Below are 16,770 nucleotides of genomic sequence, written 5' to 3'. Positions count from 1 at the left end.
CGGGAAATTAAAGAAAGAAATCCAGGCGGAAGTAGATCGGCGCTTCTCGCTCCGTGATGGGCGTCGGCCGTTCCAGGGAATGGGCGAAGGTCACCGTCGCTGCCACGTGTTGGCCGCGGGCAAACAACTCCAGCGAGTCGCTGGTCATGCGCCCATGCTGCTCGGCGTTATAGCGACCATGGCGGATCACGCCCTGGTCATAGCCAAGGCTGGTGCCATACTCGGCGAACACCGGGCGCATCCAGCCCCAGGTCACCGGTCGACTCCAGCGCAGGTCGGTACGCCAGTAACCACCACTGTCTCCAGACAGGCTCTGGTCCCTGTAACCGCGAATCGACGACTGCCCCCCCAGGCTCATGCGCTGTGGGCTGAACAACACGTCCTCGCTGCGCTGGCCGGTCATCAGGCTGCTGAAGCTGAAGGACTCGCCCCACAGTTTGAACGGCTGCAGGTAGCTGATGGTGGCGGTGTACTTGCGATAGCGGGCATCCGGCTGACCCGGCTTGGGGTCGTGGTTGCCTTGGGCATCGAAGGCACCGATGCCATCCTGCATGCCCAGGTCAACGTTGACGAACGCACCGCCGATCCGTCGACCATGGTTGATGCCGAACTGCGCCTCGCTGATGCGGTTGCTGCTCAGCGCCAGCTTGCTGTCTTCAATGAAGTTGTTGGTACGCAGGTAGGACACGCCAGTATTGAGCGAGGTCTTGCTCACCGAGTCGCGATAGACCACCCGCTCCAGTTTCAACTGGTGGTTCTGGCTGTCACCACTCTGCTTGAAGGAAAAGCCACTGGCCTTGGCCTGCGCGCGGTTTTCGCTCTCATTGTAGGTGTAGCTGAGATTCCACCAGCCGAACGGGAGGTTGTAATAGAGCATCGCGTTGCGCGAGTTCTTCGTCGTGTCACCGACCACATCATGGCCGGCCCTCAAGGAAAGCTGGTCAGCCAGGCCCAATGGGCTGTCCCAATCGAAGGTCGTGCCCGCCTGCTGCAGACCGGTACTGCGCTGGCCCTCGTTGCTGTACGACAGGCCGACCCGCCAGGGTTTCTGCGGATTGTTCTTGACCAGTACTTCGCTGCCGCCCACTTCCTTGCCCGGTGCCAGTTCCATCTGGGCCTGGTTCGACGGCAGGCGATTGAGCTGGTCGACCATCTGCTCGATTTCCCGCAGATTGAGCAGGTCGCCCGGCTTGCCGGGGAAGCTCATCTTCAGCTCACGATCGGAAATGCCGCTCCCCTCGGCGCCCTTCAGGCCTTCGAGCTTGCCTTCGACCACCAGCACCTTGAGGTTGCCGCTGGACAGGTCCTGCTGCGGCAGGTAGGCGCGGCTGGTGACCAGGCCCTTCTCTATATAGGCGTCAGTGATGACCTTGAGCAGCTCGTTGAGCTGCGGCACGCCCAGGCACTGGCCGACGTAGGGCTTGAGCAGGCGCTCGCGCTCGCCGGTCGAGAGCGAGTTCGCACCCTGCAGGTCGATGGTCTTGATCGGGAAGCAGCGGGTGTCGACCGGTGCCTGCGGCGCCACCGGCGTGGCAGCCTTGCCGGGCAATTCCTTGAGTTCTTCGAGACGGCGGCGCTGTTCTTCGAGGAGGCGATCCTGGCGATCGCGGATCAGGTCGGTGATACCGGGGGTACTATCGATGGAAGCGGCTTGAGCGGTATTCAGAGCAGAAACACACAGCAACGCAACGCAAATCCTCGTCCCGAAGGCGAGTGGAGACATGTTCGATCCCTCGAAAAACAACTAGTAGCAAAATGATGGCGCGATGGTAGATAGACGTATCTATGGCGTCAACAAATGTTGCTTTTTATTTCCATATTGATACAAACGCACACGCAAAGGCACTCCTGGGCCAGTTGCGCGGGATGCGGATGGTATACTGTAGGACAGGATCGATACAAATAGTCAGGAATTGCAGCGATCCGCTCCGAACGGAGCGGACGCTGCTGCCAAGCCGTCTCAGGCCTTGGTCTTGACCGTCACGGCAGCACCGGTGCTGCCGAATTGCTGCAGGTTCTGCAGGACGTTGATAGCTTTCTTGTACGCCGGAACCATGTAGTTGGAGTAGACGTCCTTCTTCATGGCGCGATCCTGGATCGTGGTGATCTGGGTCGCGAAGTACTCCAGGGAGTTGAATTTCTCGTCGGTGTTTTTCTGGACCCCGAACTTGTCGAAATCCTGACCGGCGTTGAGCAGCAGGCTGGCGGTAAATGTATCGATCAGGCCATTATCCTTCAGGAACGTACTGATTTTCCCCAGTTGTGCCGGGCTGACCTGCTCCGGGTTGAAGTCCTTGAATTTCGCCCGCATCTTGGCGGCGGCCATCTTTCCGGTATCGAGGGCCAGCGGGTCCTTGCCGACCGTGCGCAGCAGCTGCTTGGCTTTCTCGCTCTGGATCTTGTTCTGCTGTGCCGGTGTAGCGTCCTTGACGAAAATCTTCAGCCCTGCGGCAGAGGCCCAGGCCCCTACGGTTCCCATGCTCATGGCCGGCCTCCTTGGCTCAGGTGGTTGAAAATCGGCTGCTGTGGGTGACGTGCTGGTGAGGCAGTCATAGGAAACATCCCTGAATTTGGTATGAAAAAACGAAGTCTTAGTCAGAAAAGCCTGACGGACAAGTCAGTATTCCAATTCAGTTACAATTTATCTACATTTGACTACACAAAAATGACTACCCCCTTCGGACCCGGCAAAGCCTTACCCAAGAGGCTTCCGATAATCTTGTACGATCGTACCTAAAGACCCTCGAGACGAAGCCGATAACCTGCCGAAGCCCTGAAAAGCTCACGAATAATAAAAGCCGCTTTGCAAGGACAGGTCCCATGCCCACGTTCCGCACGATCCAAGCCCGCTACACGCTGTTTCTGGTCCTGTTTGTCCTGCTGCTGTTCGTCCTGACCGTGGTCGGTATCGGCCAACTGGTGGCGCCCAAGCTGCGCCACACCGAAGAGCAGGTGGCCCTCAACCGCATTGCCGAAGTGGCGGAACAAATCCAGGGCGAACTGAACAAGGTCCAGGCCCAGCAACGCAGCATCACCCAGACCATTCCCCTGCTCGACAGCGAGGCCATCGACAAGGTCCTGCCCGGCCTGGTCGACCAGTACGGTGAGCTCAAGGTGTTCGGTGGCGGCATCTGGCCCCTGCCCGGCCAGCGCACGCCGGGGCAGAACAAGCACAGTACCTTCTGGCACCGCGACGCCAGTGGCCAGTTGAAGGTCAACACCTTCTGGAACAGCGCCGAAGCGCCCAACTACTATGACCAGCCCTGGTACAAGGGCGGCATGGCCACCCCGCGCGGCCAATGCGCCTGGGCCGCCGCCTACAAGGACGACGCCAGCCAGGAACCACGCACCAACTGCGCCATGGCGATCCAGCGCAACGGCGTCCCCTACGGTGTGTCGACCATCGACGTGACCCTGGGCTTCTTCAATGACCTGGTGGCCCGCAAGGAAAAGGACCTGGGCGCCGAAATGCTGATCGTCGAGGCCGACGGCAAGATCATCAGCAACAGCACCCATATCAACAGCCCGGTAGTCCTGAAGAACATCAACGACCTGGCCGGCAACTCCCCCTTCGCCGCGCAGATCAAGGCCGGCCTGCAGGAGCGCGACACGGGCCGGCGGCGGGTGGAATTCGATAATGCCGGCGTTGCCAGCACCTTCTTCATGCGTCCGATCGAGGGTTCGCCGTGGTTCCTCGCCACCGCCCTGCCGACCCAGTCGATCACCGCCCAGCGCGACGACGTGCTCAATACCCTGAGCCTGCTGCAGGTACCGATGATCGTGCTGCTGGTGCTGCTGCAGATCTACGCCATCCGCAAGCTGGTACAACGCATGCGCGTGCTCAAGGGCAATATCGACGCGCTGTCCAGCGGCGACGCCGACCTGACCCGGCGCATCATCATTCGGGCCGAAGACGAACTGGGCGCGATCGGCCACTCGGTCAACCGTTTCATCGTCTACCTGCAGAACATGATCGGCGAAGTCACCCAGGCTACCGGCGACATGTCCGGCAGCCTGGAGAAGCTGCAGCAGACCTCGGCGCAGACCAACCAGATCCTCGCCCGCCACGCCTCGGAGACCGACCAGACGGTGACCGCCATCACCGAAATGAGCAGCACCGCCGAGACCGTTGCACACAACGCCGCCGAAACCGCCGCCTTCACCCAGCGCGCCAATGAACACGCCGACCGTTCGCGCGTGGTGGTTGGTGAGGCCTCCGGCAGCGTCATCGCGCTGATCGACGAAGTCTCCAGTGCCACCCAGAAGGTCGAGAGCATGCAGGAGGATGCCCAGCGCATCACCGAAATTCTCGGGGTGATCGGCGCCATCGCCGGGCAGACCAACCTGCTCGCGCTGAACGCCGCCATCGAGGCGGCCCGGGCTGGCGAGCAGGGTCGCGGTTTTGCCGTGGTCGCCGACGAGGTCCGTGCCCTCGCCGCCCGTACCCAGGCCAGCACCTCGGAAATCAACGAGATGCTGACCCGCCTGACCCAGGGCGTGAGTTCCTCGGTCAGCGCCATGGAAAACACCCAGGCCAGTTGCCAATCGGCCGCCGACGCCACGGCCCGGGTCAACTCGGGACTGGACGAAATGGCCGGCTCCGTCAGCCACATCAACAGCCTGAGCACCCAGATCGCCACGGCCGCCGAGCAGCAGAGCGCGGTGACCGAGGAAATCAACCGCAGCATGGTGCAGATCCGCCAGATGGTCGAGGAACTGGTACGCAGCGGCCAGGCCACCGACGCCAATACCCGCAGCCTGCTGGACGCCAACAACCGCGTCAGCGCGCTGATGGGGCGTTTCAAGGTCCGCTGAACCCCGCCCGTCACAGTGCCCTCGCCCGATCGGCGACGGGCACTGTGACGCTCATCGCCTGCCCGGTTGCAAAGCTGGCCCATCGCCTATGCTCACACTGCTTCTTCCCTTTGAAACAAGGAATGCAGTAGGAGCCCACATGGAACAGCCCTCTTTCCAGACCTATGCCAAGAACATCAGCAACGAGATCTATATAGAAGCCGATATTGCCGCAGTGTATGCCTATGTGACGCAACCGGATCGCTGGCACGAATGGCACCCGACCTCCGTCAGCGCCGAAACCGGCCTGCAGGGCCCCGTACCCAAGGACCATCGCTTCACCGAAGTCATCGACCTGCTGGGCTTGCGGGTCGACATGAACTACCGGGTGATCGTGGCCGACCCACCCAGGGCCTTCAAGGTCGCCTTCACCTCCTCCGTCGTCGACGGCTGCATCTGCTACGAACTGACACGCCAGCGTCGCGGCACCTACTTCTGCCGGAACCTGCAGTACATCACCGAACTCAACCTCACCGGCCTGCAAGGCCGCATGATCGAACTCTCGGCCCGCGCCCTGAACAACCTCAAGCACCTGCTGGAAACCTCGCGACAGACCCTCGCCTGACAAATCCGTCATGTTCCCCTCAGGTTGCCGACAGCGGCGACGGCGCATCATCGGTGCCCGTCGCCCTCTCGCCGCGAGAATGTTGCTGACTGTTTCAGGAACGGCCACGGCGGGCGTTATCGGCGAGAATGTCGCCCTCTCACCCTTGCTTCCCGGAATGTGCCCCATGAAGAACCCGCTGCGCCTGGTCGCCCTGTCGACGCTGTTGATCGCCTCCCTGGCCAAGGCGGCCGAGCCGCTGTCCATCGACGTCCATCGCGATGCCAACTGCGGCTGCTGCAAGGCCTGGATCACCCACCTGCAAGCCAACGGTTTCAAGGTCAACGACCACGTCGAGGCGGACATGAGCGCCGTCAAGCAACGCCTCGGCGTGGCACCCCGCCTGGCTTCCTGTCACACCGCGGTCATCAATGGCAAATTCGTCGAAGGCCACGTGCCGGCCGAACAGATCAAGGCCCTGAGCCAACGCGCCGACCTGCGCGGCATTGCCGTGCCGGGCATGCCCATCGGTTCGCCGGGCATGGAGATGGGTGAACGCCGTGACGCCTTCCAGGTCATCGGCCTGACCAAGTACGGCACCGACCAGGTGGTCGCCGACTACCCGGCGCACTGAAGCGCTTTAATCCCCAGTTAATCGTTTCTGCGCAGCATCGGGCGGATTCCCCAGGAGACCGCCCATGCCCACGCCACGTGCCCTTGCCCTCGGCAGCCTGTTTCTCGCCGCCTCGCTGCCAGCCTTGTCCCATGCCGCCGAAGGCCCGGCCTACGGGCCGCAGCTGGAGGGCTTCGACTACCCCTACCCGGTCGAACATTTCGCCTTCCAGTCCCAGGGCAAATCCCTGCAGATGGGCTACATGGACGTCAAGCCCAGCGGGCCGGCCAACGGCCAGAGCGTGGTGCTGATGCACGGCAAGAACTTCTGTGGTGCCACCTGGGACAGCTCGATCAAGGCCTTGAGCGCGGCCGGCTACCGGGTCGTCGCGCCGGACCAGATCGGTTTCTGCACCTCGAGCAAACCCGACAACTACCAGTACAGCTTCCAGCAGTTGGCGACCAATACCCATGCCCTGCTGGAGAGCCTCGGCATCCACAAGGCCGTGCTGCTCGGCCATTCCACCGGTGGCATGCTCGCCACCCGCTACGCCCTGCTCTATCCGCAGCAGGTCGAGCGCCTGGCGCTGGTCAACCCGATCGGCCTGGAAGACTGGAAGGCCCTCGGCGTGCCCTATCGCACGGTCGACCAGTGGAACGAGCGCGAACTGAAGCTCAGCGCCGAGGGCATTCGCAACTACGAACGCAATACCTACTACGCCGGGCGCTGGAAGCCCGAGTTCGAGCGCTGGGTCGACATGCTCGCCGGGCTGAACAAGGGGCCCGGCCATGTTGCGGTGGCCTGGAACTCGGCGCTGATCTACGACATGATCTTCACCCAGCCGGTGTACTACGAATTCAAGGATCTCAAGGTACCCACCCTGCTGCTGATCGGCACCGCCGACACCACGGCGATCGGCAGCGATATCGCGCCGCCCGAGGTCAAGGCGCGGCTGGGTCACTACGACGTGCTCGGCAAGCAGGCAGCCAAGCTGATCCCGCACTCGACACTGGTGGAATTCCCCGGCCTGGGCCACGCGCCGCAGATGGAAGAGCCCGAGCGTTTCCACAAGGCCCTGCTCGGCTGGCTGGCCGCCCGACAATAACGAGGAGTACCCGATGACGTTGCAGATTGCGGTAATCGATGACTGGCAAGGCGTGGCTGGCGACCTGGTGGACTGGTCCGTGCTGGCCGGCATCGGCCAGGTCAGTTTCCTGCATGACTATCCCGCCGCCACCGAGGTCATGGCCGCACGCCTGGCCGGCTATGACGTGATCTGCGTGATGCGCGAACGCAGCACCTTCGATCAGGCCCTGCTGCGCCAGTTGCCGCGCCTGAAGCTGCTGGTGACCGGCGGCATGCGCAATGCCGCCCTCGATATCAAGGCAGCAACCGCCCTGGGCATCCAGGTCTGCGGTACCGAAAGCTACAAGCACGCGGCACCGGAATTGACCTGGGCCCTGGCCATGGCCCTGAGCCGCAACCTGGTCAGCGAGGCCAACTCGCTGCGCGCCGGCGACTGGCAGGTGGGCCTGGGCAACGATCTGTACGGCAAGACCCTGGGCATCCTCGGCCTGGGCAGCATCGGCCAGAAAATCGCCCGCTATGGCCAGGCCTTCGGCATGCGGGTGATCGCCTGGAGCCAGAATCTCACGGCCGAAAAGGCTGCCGAATCGGGCGTGGAGTACGTCAGCAAGCAGGCCCTGTTCGAGCAGGCCGACCTGTTGTCCGTACACCTGGTGCTCAGCGACCGCTCCCGCGGCCTGGTGGATGCCCAGGCATTGGGCTGGATGAAGCCGTCCGCCTACCTGGTCAACACCGCGCGTGGCCCCATCGTCGACGAAACGGCGCTGATCAGTGCACTGCAGCATGGCAGGCTCGCCGGGGCGGCACTGGACGTATTCGAGCAGGAGCCGCTGCCGGCCGACCATCCGTTCCGGACCCTGGCGAATGTCCTGGCCACGCCCCATGTCGGCTATGTCAGCCAGAACAACTATCGGATGTTCTACAGCCAGATGATCGAGGACATCCAGGCCTGGGCTGCCGGCACACCGATCCGCCCACTCGGCTGACTCCCCGAAAACGGTCACGCCCGTGCGCTGCGCGGGCGCGACCGGCACCTGCGCCACGCCCTCTTCTCGCCCATCCAGGACTCCCCACGCGCCAATCCGGTGCGGCTGTCCAGGCACGCTTGTTCCAGAAAGTTTCTGTCAACTTCATGCCTTATAGCTGTCATGAAACTTTTTGAAATTTGTCGTCTAAATAACGCCCTACGAGTCGCCAACATCTCTCCTACACTGTTTTTCTGGGCCGACTGACCAGTCAGTCATTTCCGCTCAAAAAAAATCGAACCTTCTGAACAGGCCGTCAGTCAGGTTAAAGGTAAGGCGCCTGGCCCGGATGGGATGGGCACGGGCGCCACCCCATTCTTTTCTTGTTCAGGTGCGTTGGGCGAGTGATGCCCAAACGCCCTGATCGAGCGTGTCCGACCAAAGGAACCGGTTTGGGCACGCTGCGTGAAAGCCAAGGATCAGATCAGTTAAATCGGGAGAGGCACATGATCAGCGCTGCGTTGGAGATTCAGGAAGAAGGTTTGATTCAGGTCAGCGAACCGGTCCACGTGCCAGTCCCTGTAACGGGAGGGAAGACGTTGTCACCGGCTGTAGCCGTCAACCCCAACAAGAAGAAAGTGCTGTTCGTCACCTCCGAGTTCGCCGACCTGGTCAAGGCCGGCGGCCTCGGCGATGTCTCGGCGGCACTGCCTCGGGCCATGCGCCATCTGCATGACGTGCGGGTGCTGATTCCCGGCTACCCGCAGGTGATCGACAGCGACAACCCGATCCATATCGTCGGCGAGCTCAGCGGTCATGCCGCCTTGCCACCCTGCCGGATCGGGCGCATGGACATGCCCGACGGCCTGGTGATCTACGTGCTGATCTGCCCTGAACTGTACGAGCGCGATGGCACGCCCTACGGCGCCAACAATGGCCGCGACTGGCCGGACAACCACATCCGCTTCGCCCGCCTGGGCCTGGCCGCGGCCGACATCGCCGCCAACCTGGCGCAGATCCATTGGACCCCGGACCTGGTCCACGCCCACGACTGGCCCGCCGGCCTGGCCCCGGCCTACATGCACTGGCGCGGCCAGCGCACACCGACCCTGTTCACCATCCACAACCTCGCCTACCAGGGCGTGGTCAGCCTGGCCTGCTGCCCGGAGCTGGGCATTCCGCCGCATGCCCTGCAACAGGAAGGCATGGAGTTCTACGGCAAGCTGTCGTTCCTCAAGGCCGGCATGGCCTACTCCAGCCACATCACCACGGTCAGTGCCACCTACGCCGAGGAAATCACCACGCCGGAGTTTGGCTGCGGCCTGGACGGATTCCTCGCCAGCAAGACCTATCAGGGCCTGCTCAGCGGTATCCCCAACGGTATCGATGAAAGCTGGGATGCGGCCACCGACCACCACCTGGTTCAGCCTTTCAACATCGGTGACTGGGCAGGCAAGGCGGTCAACGCCGCACACGTACGCCAACTGTTCGGCCTCGAATCCTCCGACGGCCCGCTGTTCGCCGTGGTCTCGCGCCTGGTCTACCAGAAAGGCCTGGATCTCACCGAAGCCGTGAGCGAGTTCATCGTCCGTTCCGGTGGCCAGATCGCGATCATCGGTCGCGGCGAGCCGGAAGAGGAAGAAGCCATGCGCCAGTTGGCCCTGCGCTTTCCCGGCCGGATTGGCGTGCGCATCGGCTTCAATGAAACCGATGCCCGGCGCATGTTCGCCGGCAGCGATTTCCTGCTGATGCCCTCGCGCTACGAGCCCTGCGGCCTCAGCCAGATGTACGCCCAGCGCTTCGGCTCGCTGCCGGTGGCGCGCAATACCGGCGGCCTGGCCGACACCATCGAGGATGGCGTGACCGGTTTCCTCTTCGACGAGTCCACCGTGCAAAGCTACGAAGCCGCGCTGCGTCGGGCCTTCAAGGTCTTCGCCTACCGGCCGCTGCTCAACGCCATGCGCTGCCGCGCCATGGCCGCACCGTTCAACTGGTGCAAGGCCGTGGAACCCTACGCCGAACTCTACGAAACCTTGGTCGCCAATTCCCGGAGCAGGTCGGGCAAGCACTGAGGAGTTTCACGGATGTCGCTAAGGACGCTGGAAACCTGGTCCCACGGCGCGGTCATGCTCGACGCGGAACACACCCGTTTCGCGTTGTGGGCACCGGACGCCTTCTATGTGAGTGTCGAACTGGAGGATGGCCGGTCCCTGGCCATGCTGCCGCAGAACGACGGCTGGTTCACCCTGGAAACCCGGTGCAGCGCCGGGACCCGCTACCGCTACAACATCGACGGCGAGCAACAGGTCTGCGACCCGGCCTCCCGGGCCCAAGCCGGAGGGGTAAAGGAAGCGAGCCGGGTGGTCGATCCCCTTGCCTACCACTGGCGCCACAAGGATTGGCAGGGCCGGCCCTGGCACAGCGCAATCATCTATGAACTGCATGTCGGCGCCCTCGGCGGCTACCGGGCAGTAGCACAGCAGTTGCCACGCCTGGCCGAGCTGGGCATTACCGCCATCGAGCTGATGCCCCTGGCCGAGTTCCCCGGCGAACGCAATTGGGGCTACGACGGGGTACTGCCCTATGCGCCGCAGTCCAGCTATGGCTCGCCCGAAGACCTCAAGTACCTGGTCGACAGCGCCCATGGCCTGGGCCTGGCGGTCATCCTCGACGTGGTCTACAACCACTTCGGCCCGGACGGCAATTACCTGGGGCGCTATGCCAGGGACTTCTTTCGCCAGGACCGCCATACGCCCTGGGGCGCGGCCATCGATTTCCAGCGCAAGGAAGTACGCAGCTTCTTCATCGACAACGCGCTCATGTGGCTGCTGGAGTACCGCTTCGATGGCCTGCGCCTGGACGCGGTGCACGCGATCGACGACAGCACCTTCCTGCGCGAACTGGCCCGGCAGGTACGCCGCCAGGTCGACCCGGCACGCCATGTCTGGCTGACCGTGGAGAACGAGTTCAACCAGGCCAGCCTGCTGGAAGAGGCCTACGACGGCCAGTGGAACGACGACGGCCACAACACCCTGCACGTGCTGCTGACCGGGGAAACCGAGGCCTATTACGCCGACTATGCCAGGGAAACCACTCAAAAGCTGGCCCGCTGCCTGAGCCAGGGCTTCGTCTACCAGGGCCACCCCAATCGCCACGGTCGCTGCCGCGGCGAACCCAGCGGCCACTTGCCGCCCACCGCGTTCGTCCTGTTCCTGCAGAACCACGACCAGATCGGCAACCGTGCCTTCGGCGAGCGCCTCAACCGGTTGTGCCCACCTGCGGCCCTGCACGCGGCCACCACACTGCTGCTGTTGTCGCCGATGATCCCGCTGCTGTTCATGGGCGACGAGACGGGCGCCGAAGAGCCGTTCCTGTTCTTCACTGACCATCACGGCGAGCTGGCCGATGCCGTGCGCGAGGGTCGGCGCGCAGAGTTCGCCGAATTTGCCGGTTTCGCCGACCCGCAACGGCGCGAGCAGATTCCCGATCCGAACGCCGCGAGCACCTTCGAAGCTTCGCGACCGGACCTGACGCCGACCGCGGAAGGCAACCGTGGTGCGACCGCAAGGCTGTACCGCCAGTTGCTGGGGATCCGCCACCGTGAACTGCTGCCGCGCCTGCCCGGTACCCAGGCACTGGGCGCCGAGGTCCTGGGCGATGGCGCCGTCAGCGCGCGCTGGCGACTGGGTGATGGCAGCCTGCTGCGCATCGACCTGAATCTTGGGGCACAGGCCATCGAGCACCATGCCGAGGACATCACCCACTGGCTGTTCGAAAGCGCCGCCGGAGCCATCCGGCAACTGGAAGAAGGCCGCCTGGCGCCCTACTGCGCGCTGGTCAGCCTGAGCAACGACGATGACATGTCGGTCCTCGATGGAGAACGTGGATGAGCGATGCGCAACTTGAAATACTCGCCAGCCGGGCGGGCCTGGCCGTGGACTGGATCGACGCCAACGGCCAGCCACAGAAGGTCCGGCCCGAGGTCCTGCGCAAGGTGCTGGCTGGCCTCGGCCATCCGGCCGATGACGATGCGGCCATCGAAGCCAGCCTGCTGCAACTGCAGCTGGCGCAGCAGGACAAGCACCTGCCCCCCCTGCTGACCGCGGACGTCGACAAGGGCCTGGACCTGGCCCGCTACTTCGCCCCCGAGACCCCCTGCGAAGTCCACCTCGAAGACGGCTCGGTCCTCAACCTGCGACTGGACAACGAAGCCGTGCTGCCCGGCGTGGTACCGGTCGGCTATCAAACCGTACACATCGACGGCCAGCACTTCACCCTGGCCGTCGCCCCCACCCGCTGCCACAGCGTGGACGCTGCCACGGACACCCGCCCGGCGCGGGCCTGGGGCCTCGGCGTCCAGCTTTACAGCCTGCAACGTCCTGCCGACGGAGGCTTCGGCGATACCCAGGCACTGGAGGAACTGGCCCGGGCGGCCGGCGAACGGGGGGCCGACGCCCTGGCCATCAGCCCGCTGCACGCCATGTTCAGCAGCGACCCAAGTCGCTACAGCCCCTATTCACCGTCCAGCCGCCTGTTCCTCAACAGTCTCTATGCCGCGCCAGGGGTCATTCTCGGCGAGCGAGCCCTGCGCCTGGCCATCGACAGCACTGGCCTGGCTGAGGAACTGCACGAACTGGAGCAGTTGTCGCTGATCGACTGGCCACGCGCCGCACGGGCCAAGTACCGGCTGCTACGAGCCCTCTACGAGGGTTTCCGGCTCGGCGATCACCCCCTTGGCGAGGACTTCGCCAGCTTCCGTCGGGCCGGTGGCGAAGCCCTGGAAAACCATTGCCGGTTCGAAGCCCTGCAGACCCGCTGCATCGCCCGCGGCGAAAGCGGCGACTGGCGCCAATGGCCGGAACAGTGGCGACAACCGGACAGCCCGGCGCTGGCCCGGTTCGCCGAGGAGCATGCCGAAGACATCGAGTTTCATGCCTTCAGCCAATGGCTGATTGCTCGCAGCCTGGAGCGGGCGCAGAACGCGGCCCGCGGCAGTGGCATGGCCATCGGCCTGATCGCCGACCTGGCCGTCGGTGCCGACGGCGGTGGCAGCCAGGCCTGGAGCCGACAGGATGAACTGCTGGCCGAACTCACCGTCGGCGCGCCGCCGGATATCCTCAATCGCGCCGGGCAGAGCTGGGGGATCTCCGCATTCGCCCCGGAAGGCCTCAAGCGCCACGGTTTCCGTGCCTTCATCGAAATGCTGCAGGCCAACTTCGCCTACGCCGGAGGCCTGCGCATCGACCACGTCATGGGCCTGCAACGGCTGTGGGTGATCCCGCTCGGCTCGCCGTCGAGCGACGGCGCCTACCTCTATTACCCGGTGGACGACCTGCTGCGCCTGCTGACCCTGGAGTCGGCACGGCACCAGGCGATCGTTCTCGGCGAAGACCTCGGCACGGTGCCCGACGGTCTGCGGGAAAAGCTGATCGCCCGCTCGATTCTCGGCATGCGCGTGCTGCTGTTCGAACAGGAGTACGGTCATCGTTTCAAGCCCATCCTCGACTGGCCGGACAATGCCCTGGCGACCACCACCACTCACGACCTGCCCACCCTCAATGGCTGGTGGCACGCCCGCGACATCGACTGGAACATCCGCCTCGGGCTGATCGACACGCCGACCGCCGAGCACTGGCGCCAGACCCGCCACCATGAACGTGATGGCCTGCACCGGGCGCTGAGCAACGACCCGCAGAACTTTCGCGACGAAGCCCATGAGACCGACCAGGTGGTCGACGCCAGTGTCCGCTTCCTCGGCCATACCCGCGCACCGCTGGTACTGCTGCCGCTGGAGGACGCCCTCGGCGTCGAGGAACAACCGAACCTGCCGGGCACCATCGACACGCATCCCAACTGGCGCCGGCGCCTGCCGGGCTACAGCAGCGAACTGCTGGATGACGTCGATGCCGCCCGCCGCCTCGAACTGCTGGCCTGCGCCCGCCTCCAGGCTGCCGAGCGTGACCGATGAGCGACAGCCTACGCGCCACGCTGCGCCTGCAATTGCACAAGGGTTTTCCACTGGATGCCGCCATCGAGTGGGTGCCCTATTACGCCCGACTGGGCATCAGCCATGTCTATGCCTCGCCGCTGCTGTGTGCCCGGACCGGCTCGATGCACGGCTATGACGTGGTCGACCCGACCCGGGTCAACCCGGAACTGGGAGGCGAACCGGCACTGCGGCGGCTGGTGGCGGCCCTGCGCGAACACGGCATGGGCCTGATCCTCGACATCGTCTCCAACCACATGGCCGTCGGCGGTGCCGACAACCCCTGGTGGCTCGACCTGCTGGAATGGGGGCGGCGCAGCCCCTATGGCGAGTTCTTCGACATCCAGTGGCACTCGCCGGACCCGCTGCTCGAAGGCCAGTTGCTGATGCCGTTCCTGGGCAGCGACTACGGTACCGCCCTGCAGGAAGGCACGGTCCCCCTGTGCTTCGATCCCGAACGCGGCGGCTTCCATGTCGAACACTACGAACATCGTTTCCCGATCTGCCCACGAGACTACGGCCAGATTCTCGCCGACCTGCCGGAGCTGGACGACCTCGCTGCGCGCTTCAAGGCCCTCAACACCCTGCCCGACGCCTACAGTCGCGCCGAGCAACTGCGCGGCGAACTCGCCAGCCGCCGCGACAGCCATGCCACCATCGTCGCCAGCCTGCACCGCTACGACTCCCGCGAAGCGGAAGGTTTCGAACGCCTGCACCGGTTGCTCGAACGCCAGCACTATCGCCTCGCCAGCTGGCGCACCGCCGGTGACGACATCAACTGGCGGCGCTTCTTCGACGTCAACGAACTGGGCGGCTTGCGCGTCGAGCGGCCGGCGGTGTTCGAGGCCACCCACCAGAAGATCTTCCAACTGATCAGCGAGGGCCTGGTGGACGGCCTGCGCATCGACCACGTCGATGGCCTGGCCGATCCGCGCGGCTATTGTCGCCGGCTGCGCCGGCGGGTCGATGCGCTGGCACCGGGGCGCCACCTGCCGATCTACGTCGAGAAGATCCTCGGCCAGGGCGAACAGCTGCACCGCGACTGGCAGGTGGATGGCACCACCGGCTACGAGTTCATGAACCAGCTGTCGCTGCTGCAGCACGATCCCTGCGGCGCCGAACCGCTGGCCAGTCTCTGGAACCGCATCACCGAGCGGCCCGCCGCATTCGGCGAGGAAGCCCGGCTGGCCCGCCAGCAGATGCTCAACGGCTCGCTGGCGGGCGATTTCGAGAGCGTTGCCCAGGCCTTGCTGCAGGTGGCCCGGGACAACGTCATGAGCCGCGACCTGACCCTCGGCGCGATCCGCCGCGCGTTGCAGGAACTGATCGTGCACTTTCCGGTGTATCGCACCTACATCAACGCCTGCGGTCGCCCGGCCGAAGACGAGGCGTTCTTCCAGCAGGCCCTGGCTGGCGCCCGTACCACCCTCGGCGAGGCCGACTGGCCGGTGCTCGACTACCTGCAGCAATGGCTCGGCGGCGAACCCTGGCGCCAGCGTCCAGCGGGGCGCGAACGCAAACTGCTCAGGCATGCCTGTGTGCGCTTCCAGCAACTGACCTCGCCGACTGCGGCCAAGGCCGTGGAAGACACGGCTTTCTATCGCTCGGCCATCCTGCTCTCGCGCAACGACGTCGGTTTCTCCAGCGAACAGTTCAGTGCGCCGGTGACGGACTTCCACCAGGCCAACCGGCAACGGCTGGCGGACTTCCCCGACAACCTGCTGACCAGCGCCACCCATGACCACAAGCGTGGTGAAGACAGCCGCGCACGCCTGGCCGTGCTGAGCGAGTGCGCGTCGACCTATGCCGGCTGGATCGCACACTGGCGTGAATTAGCGGTGGCGTTGCGCAGTGCCGCGGATGCGCCATCGGCTGGCGATGAGCTGATGCTCTACCAGACCCTGCTCGGCAGCTGGCCCCTGGGCCTGGCCGCCGACGACCAGGCGGCCTTGCGCGACTACGCCGAGCGCCTCGGCCAATGGCAGCGCAAGGCCCTGCGCGAAGCCAAGCTGCAAAGCAGCTGGAGCGCGCCGAACGAAGCCTATGAAAAGGCCTGCCACGACTTCCTCGAAGCGTTGCTGCTCAAGCCCGAGGGCCTGGTGCTACGCCAGGCCCTCGCCAATGCGGCAGCGTTCATCGCCCCGGCCGGTGCCCTCAACAGCCTCGCCCAATGCCTGCTGCGCATGACCGTGCCCGGCGTGCCGGACCTGTACCAGGGCAACGAGTTCTGGGACTTCAGCCTGGTCGACCCGGACAACCGTCGCCCGGTGGACTTCGCCGCCCGGCAGGCAGCGCTGCTGCGCCAGGATAACCCCGCCACACTGATCGACGACTGGCGCAGCGCACGCATCAAGCAGGCACTCATCGCCCGCACCCTGGCCGTTCGGGCGGAGCATGAGGCGCTGTTTCGCCGTGGCGACTATGAAGCCCTGACAGTGCACGGCGAACATGCCGCAAACGTGCTGGCCTTCAGTCGTGGCGAAGGGGCTCAACGAGCCATCGTGGTCGTGCCACGAACAGCACTGGGCCTGTTGAACGGGGACGGTCGCCCCTGGGTCGCCCCGACGACGTGGGGCGATACCCGGATCGAACTGCCGTTCGCCACCGTACACGACAAATTAAAGGGACTTTTTTCCACCAGTGCAGTCACAGCCCATGGGGAGCTGATGGCCGCTGACGCGCTGGGAGACTTCCCGGTCAATCTCTTTATCCACCCTTGAGT

General features: G+C 64.5%; 10 protein-coding genes and 2 pseudogenes. 10 read left to right on the top strand and 2 right to left on the bottom strand.

The genetic code is table 11. From position 1 onward, the window contains the following. Positions 1 to 7 precede the first annotated feature (7 nt). Together HU752_RS12445 and HU752_RS12440 are read right to left on the bottom strand one after the other, a co-directional pair. Positions 8 to 1,723 carry a ShlB/FhaC/HecB family hemolysin secretion/activation protein gene (locus tag HU752_RS12445; RefSeq protein ID WP_186687927.1) on the bottom strand — a complete coding sequence of 572 codons (1,716 nt, stop codon included), beginning with the start codon at positions 1,721 to 1,723 and terminating at the stop codon, positions 8 to 10. 237 nt (positions 1,724 to 1,960) lie between these two features. Next, positions 1,961 to 2,485 carry a hypothetical protein gene (locus tag HU752_RS12440; RefSeq protein WP_186687929.1) on the bottom strand — a complete coding sequence of 175 codons (525 nt, stop codon included), beginning with the start codon at positions 2,483 to 2,485 and terminating at the stop codon, positions 1,961 to 1,963. A gap of 335 nt (positions 2,486 to 2,820) precedes the next feature. Between HU752_RS12440 and HU752_RS32135 the strand changes: the two are divergent. The 10 genes and pseudogenes from HU752_RS32135 to HU752_RS12395 all read left to right on the top strand — a co-directional run. Beyond that, positions 2,821 to 3,954, top strand: a pseudogene (locus tag HU752_RS32135) (cache domain-containing protein); the annotation flags it as partial. A 336-nt stretch (positions 3,955 to 4,290) separates the two neighbouring features. After that, positions 4,291 to 4,815, top strand: a pseudogene (locus HU752_RS32130) (methyl-accepting chemotaxis protein); the annotation flags it as partial. A gap of 139 nt (positions 4,816 to 4,954) precedes the next feature. Beyond that, positions 4,955 to 5,419 (top strand): SRPBCC family protein, encoded by a 465-nt coding sequence (locus HU752_RS12430; protein WP_186687933.1) that lies wholly within the window; start codon positions 4,955 to 4,957, stop codon positions 5,417 to 5,419. 166 nt (positions 5,420 to 5,585) lie between these two features. Further along, positions 5,586 to 6,032: a DUF411 domain-containing protein gene (locus HU752_RS12425; RefSeq protein ID WP_186687935.1), complete on the top strand. Its 447-nt coding sequence runs from the start codon at positions 5,586 to 5,588 to the stop codon at positions 6,030 to 6,032. A 64-nt stretch (positions 6,033 to 6,096) separates the two neighbouring features. Further along, positions 6,097 to 7,116, top strand: a complete 1,020-nt coding sequence (locus tag HU752_RS12420) for an alpha/beta fold hydrolase (protein ID WP_186687937.1) — start codon at positions 6,097 to 6,099, stop codon at positions 7,114 to 7,116. Between the two features lie 13 nt (positions 7,117 to 7,129). After that, complete coding sequence (locus tag HU752_RS12415) at positions 7,130 to 8,083, top strand: D-2-hydroxyacid dehydrogenase family protein (RefSeq protein ID WP_186687939.1); 954 nt, start codon at positions 7,130 to 7,132, stop codon at positions 8,081 to 8,083. Between the two features lie 485 nt (positions 8,084 to 8,568). Continuing rightward, the gene (gene glgA, locus HU752_RS12410) at positions 8,569 to 10,134 is read left to right on the top strand and encodes a glycogen synthase GlgA (protein WP_186687942.1); all 1,566 of its coding nucleotides are present in this window, start codon (positions 8,569 to 8,571) and stop codon (positions 10,132 to 10,134) included. Positions 10,135 to 10,146: 12 nt separating this feature from the next. Continuing rightward, on the top strand, positions 10,147 to 11,952 hold the full coding sequence (gene treZ / locus HU752_RS12405) for a malto-oligosyltrehalose trehalohydrolase (protein WP_186687945.1): 1,806 nt from the start codon (positions 10,147 to 10,149) through the stop codon (positions 11,950 to 11,952). Further along, positions 11,949 to 14,030 carry a 4-alpha-glucanotransferase gene (malQ, locus tag HU752_RS12400; protein ID WP_186687948.1) on the top strand — a complete coding sequence of 694 codons (2,082 nt, stop codon included), beginning with the start codon at positions 11,949 to 11,951 and terminating at the stop codon, positions 14,028 to 14,030. Before treZ ends, malQ begins: the two co-directional genes overlap by 4 nt. Next, positions 14,027 to 16,768 (top strand): malto-oligosyltrehalose synthase, encoded by a 2,742-nt coding sequence (locus HU752_RS12395; RefSeq protein WP_186687950.1) that lies wholly within the window; start codon positions 14,027 to 14,029, stop codon positions 16,766 to 16,768. Before malQ ends, HU752_RS12395 begins: the two co-directional genes overlap by 4 nt. Positions 16,769 to 16,770: the final 2 nt, after the last annotated feature.

The organism is Pseudomonas vanderleydeniana (assembly GCF_014268755.2).
Lineage (GTDB): Bacteria > Pseudomonadota > Gammaproteobacteria > Pseudomonadales > Pseudomonadaceae > Aquipseudomonas > Aquipseudomonas vanderleydeniana.
Note: the sequence above shows the minus strand (reverse complement) of the source record. Positions and strands in the feature narration are given on the sequence as shown.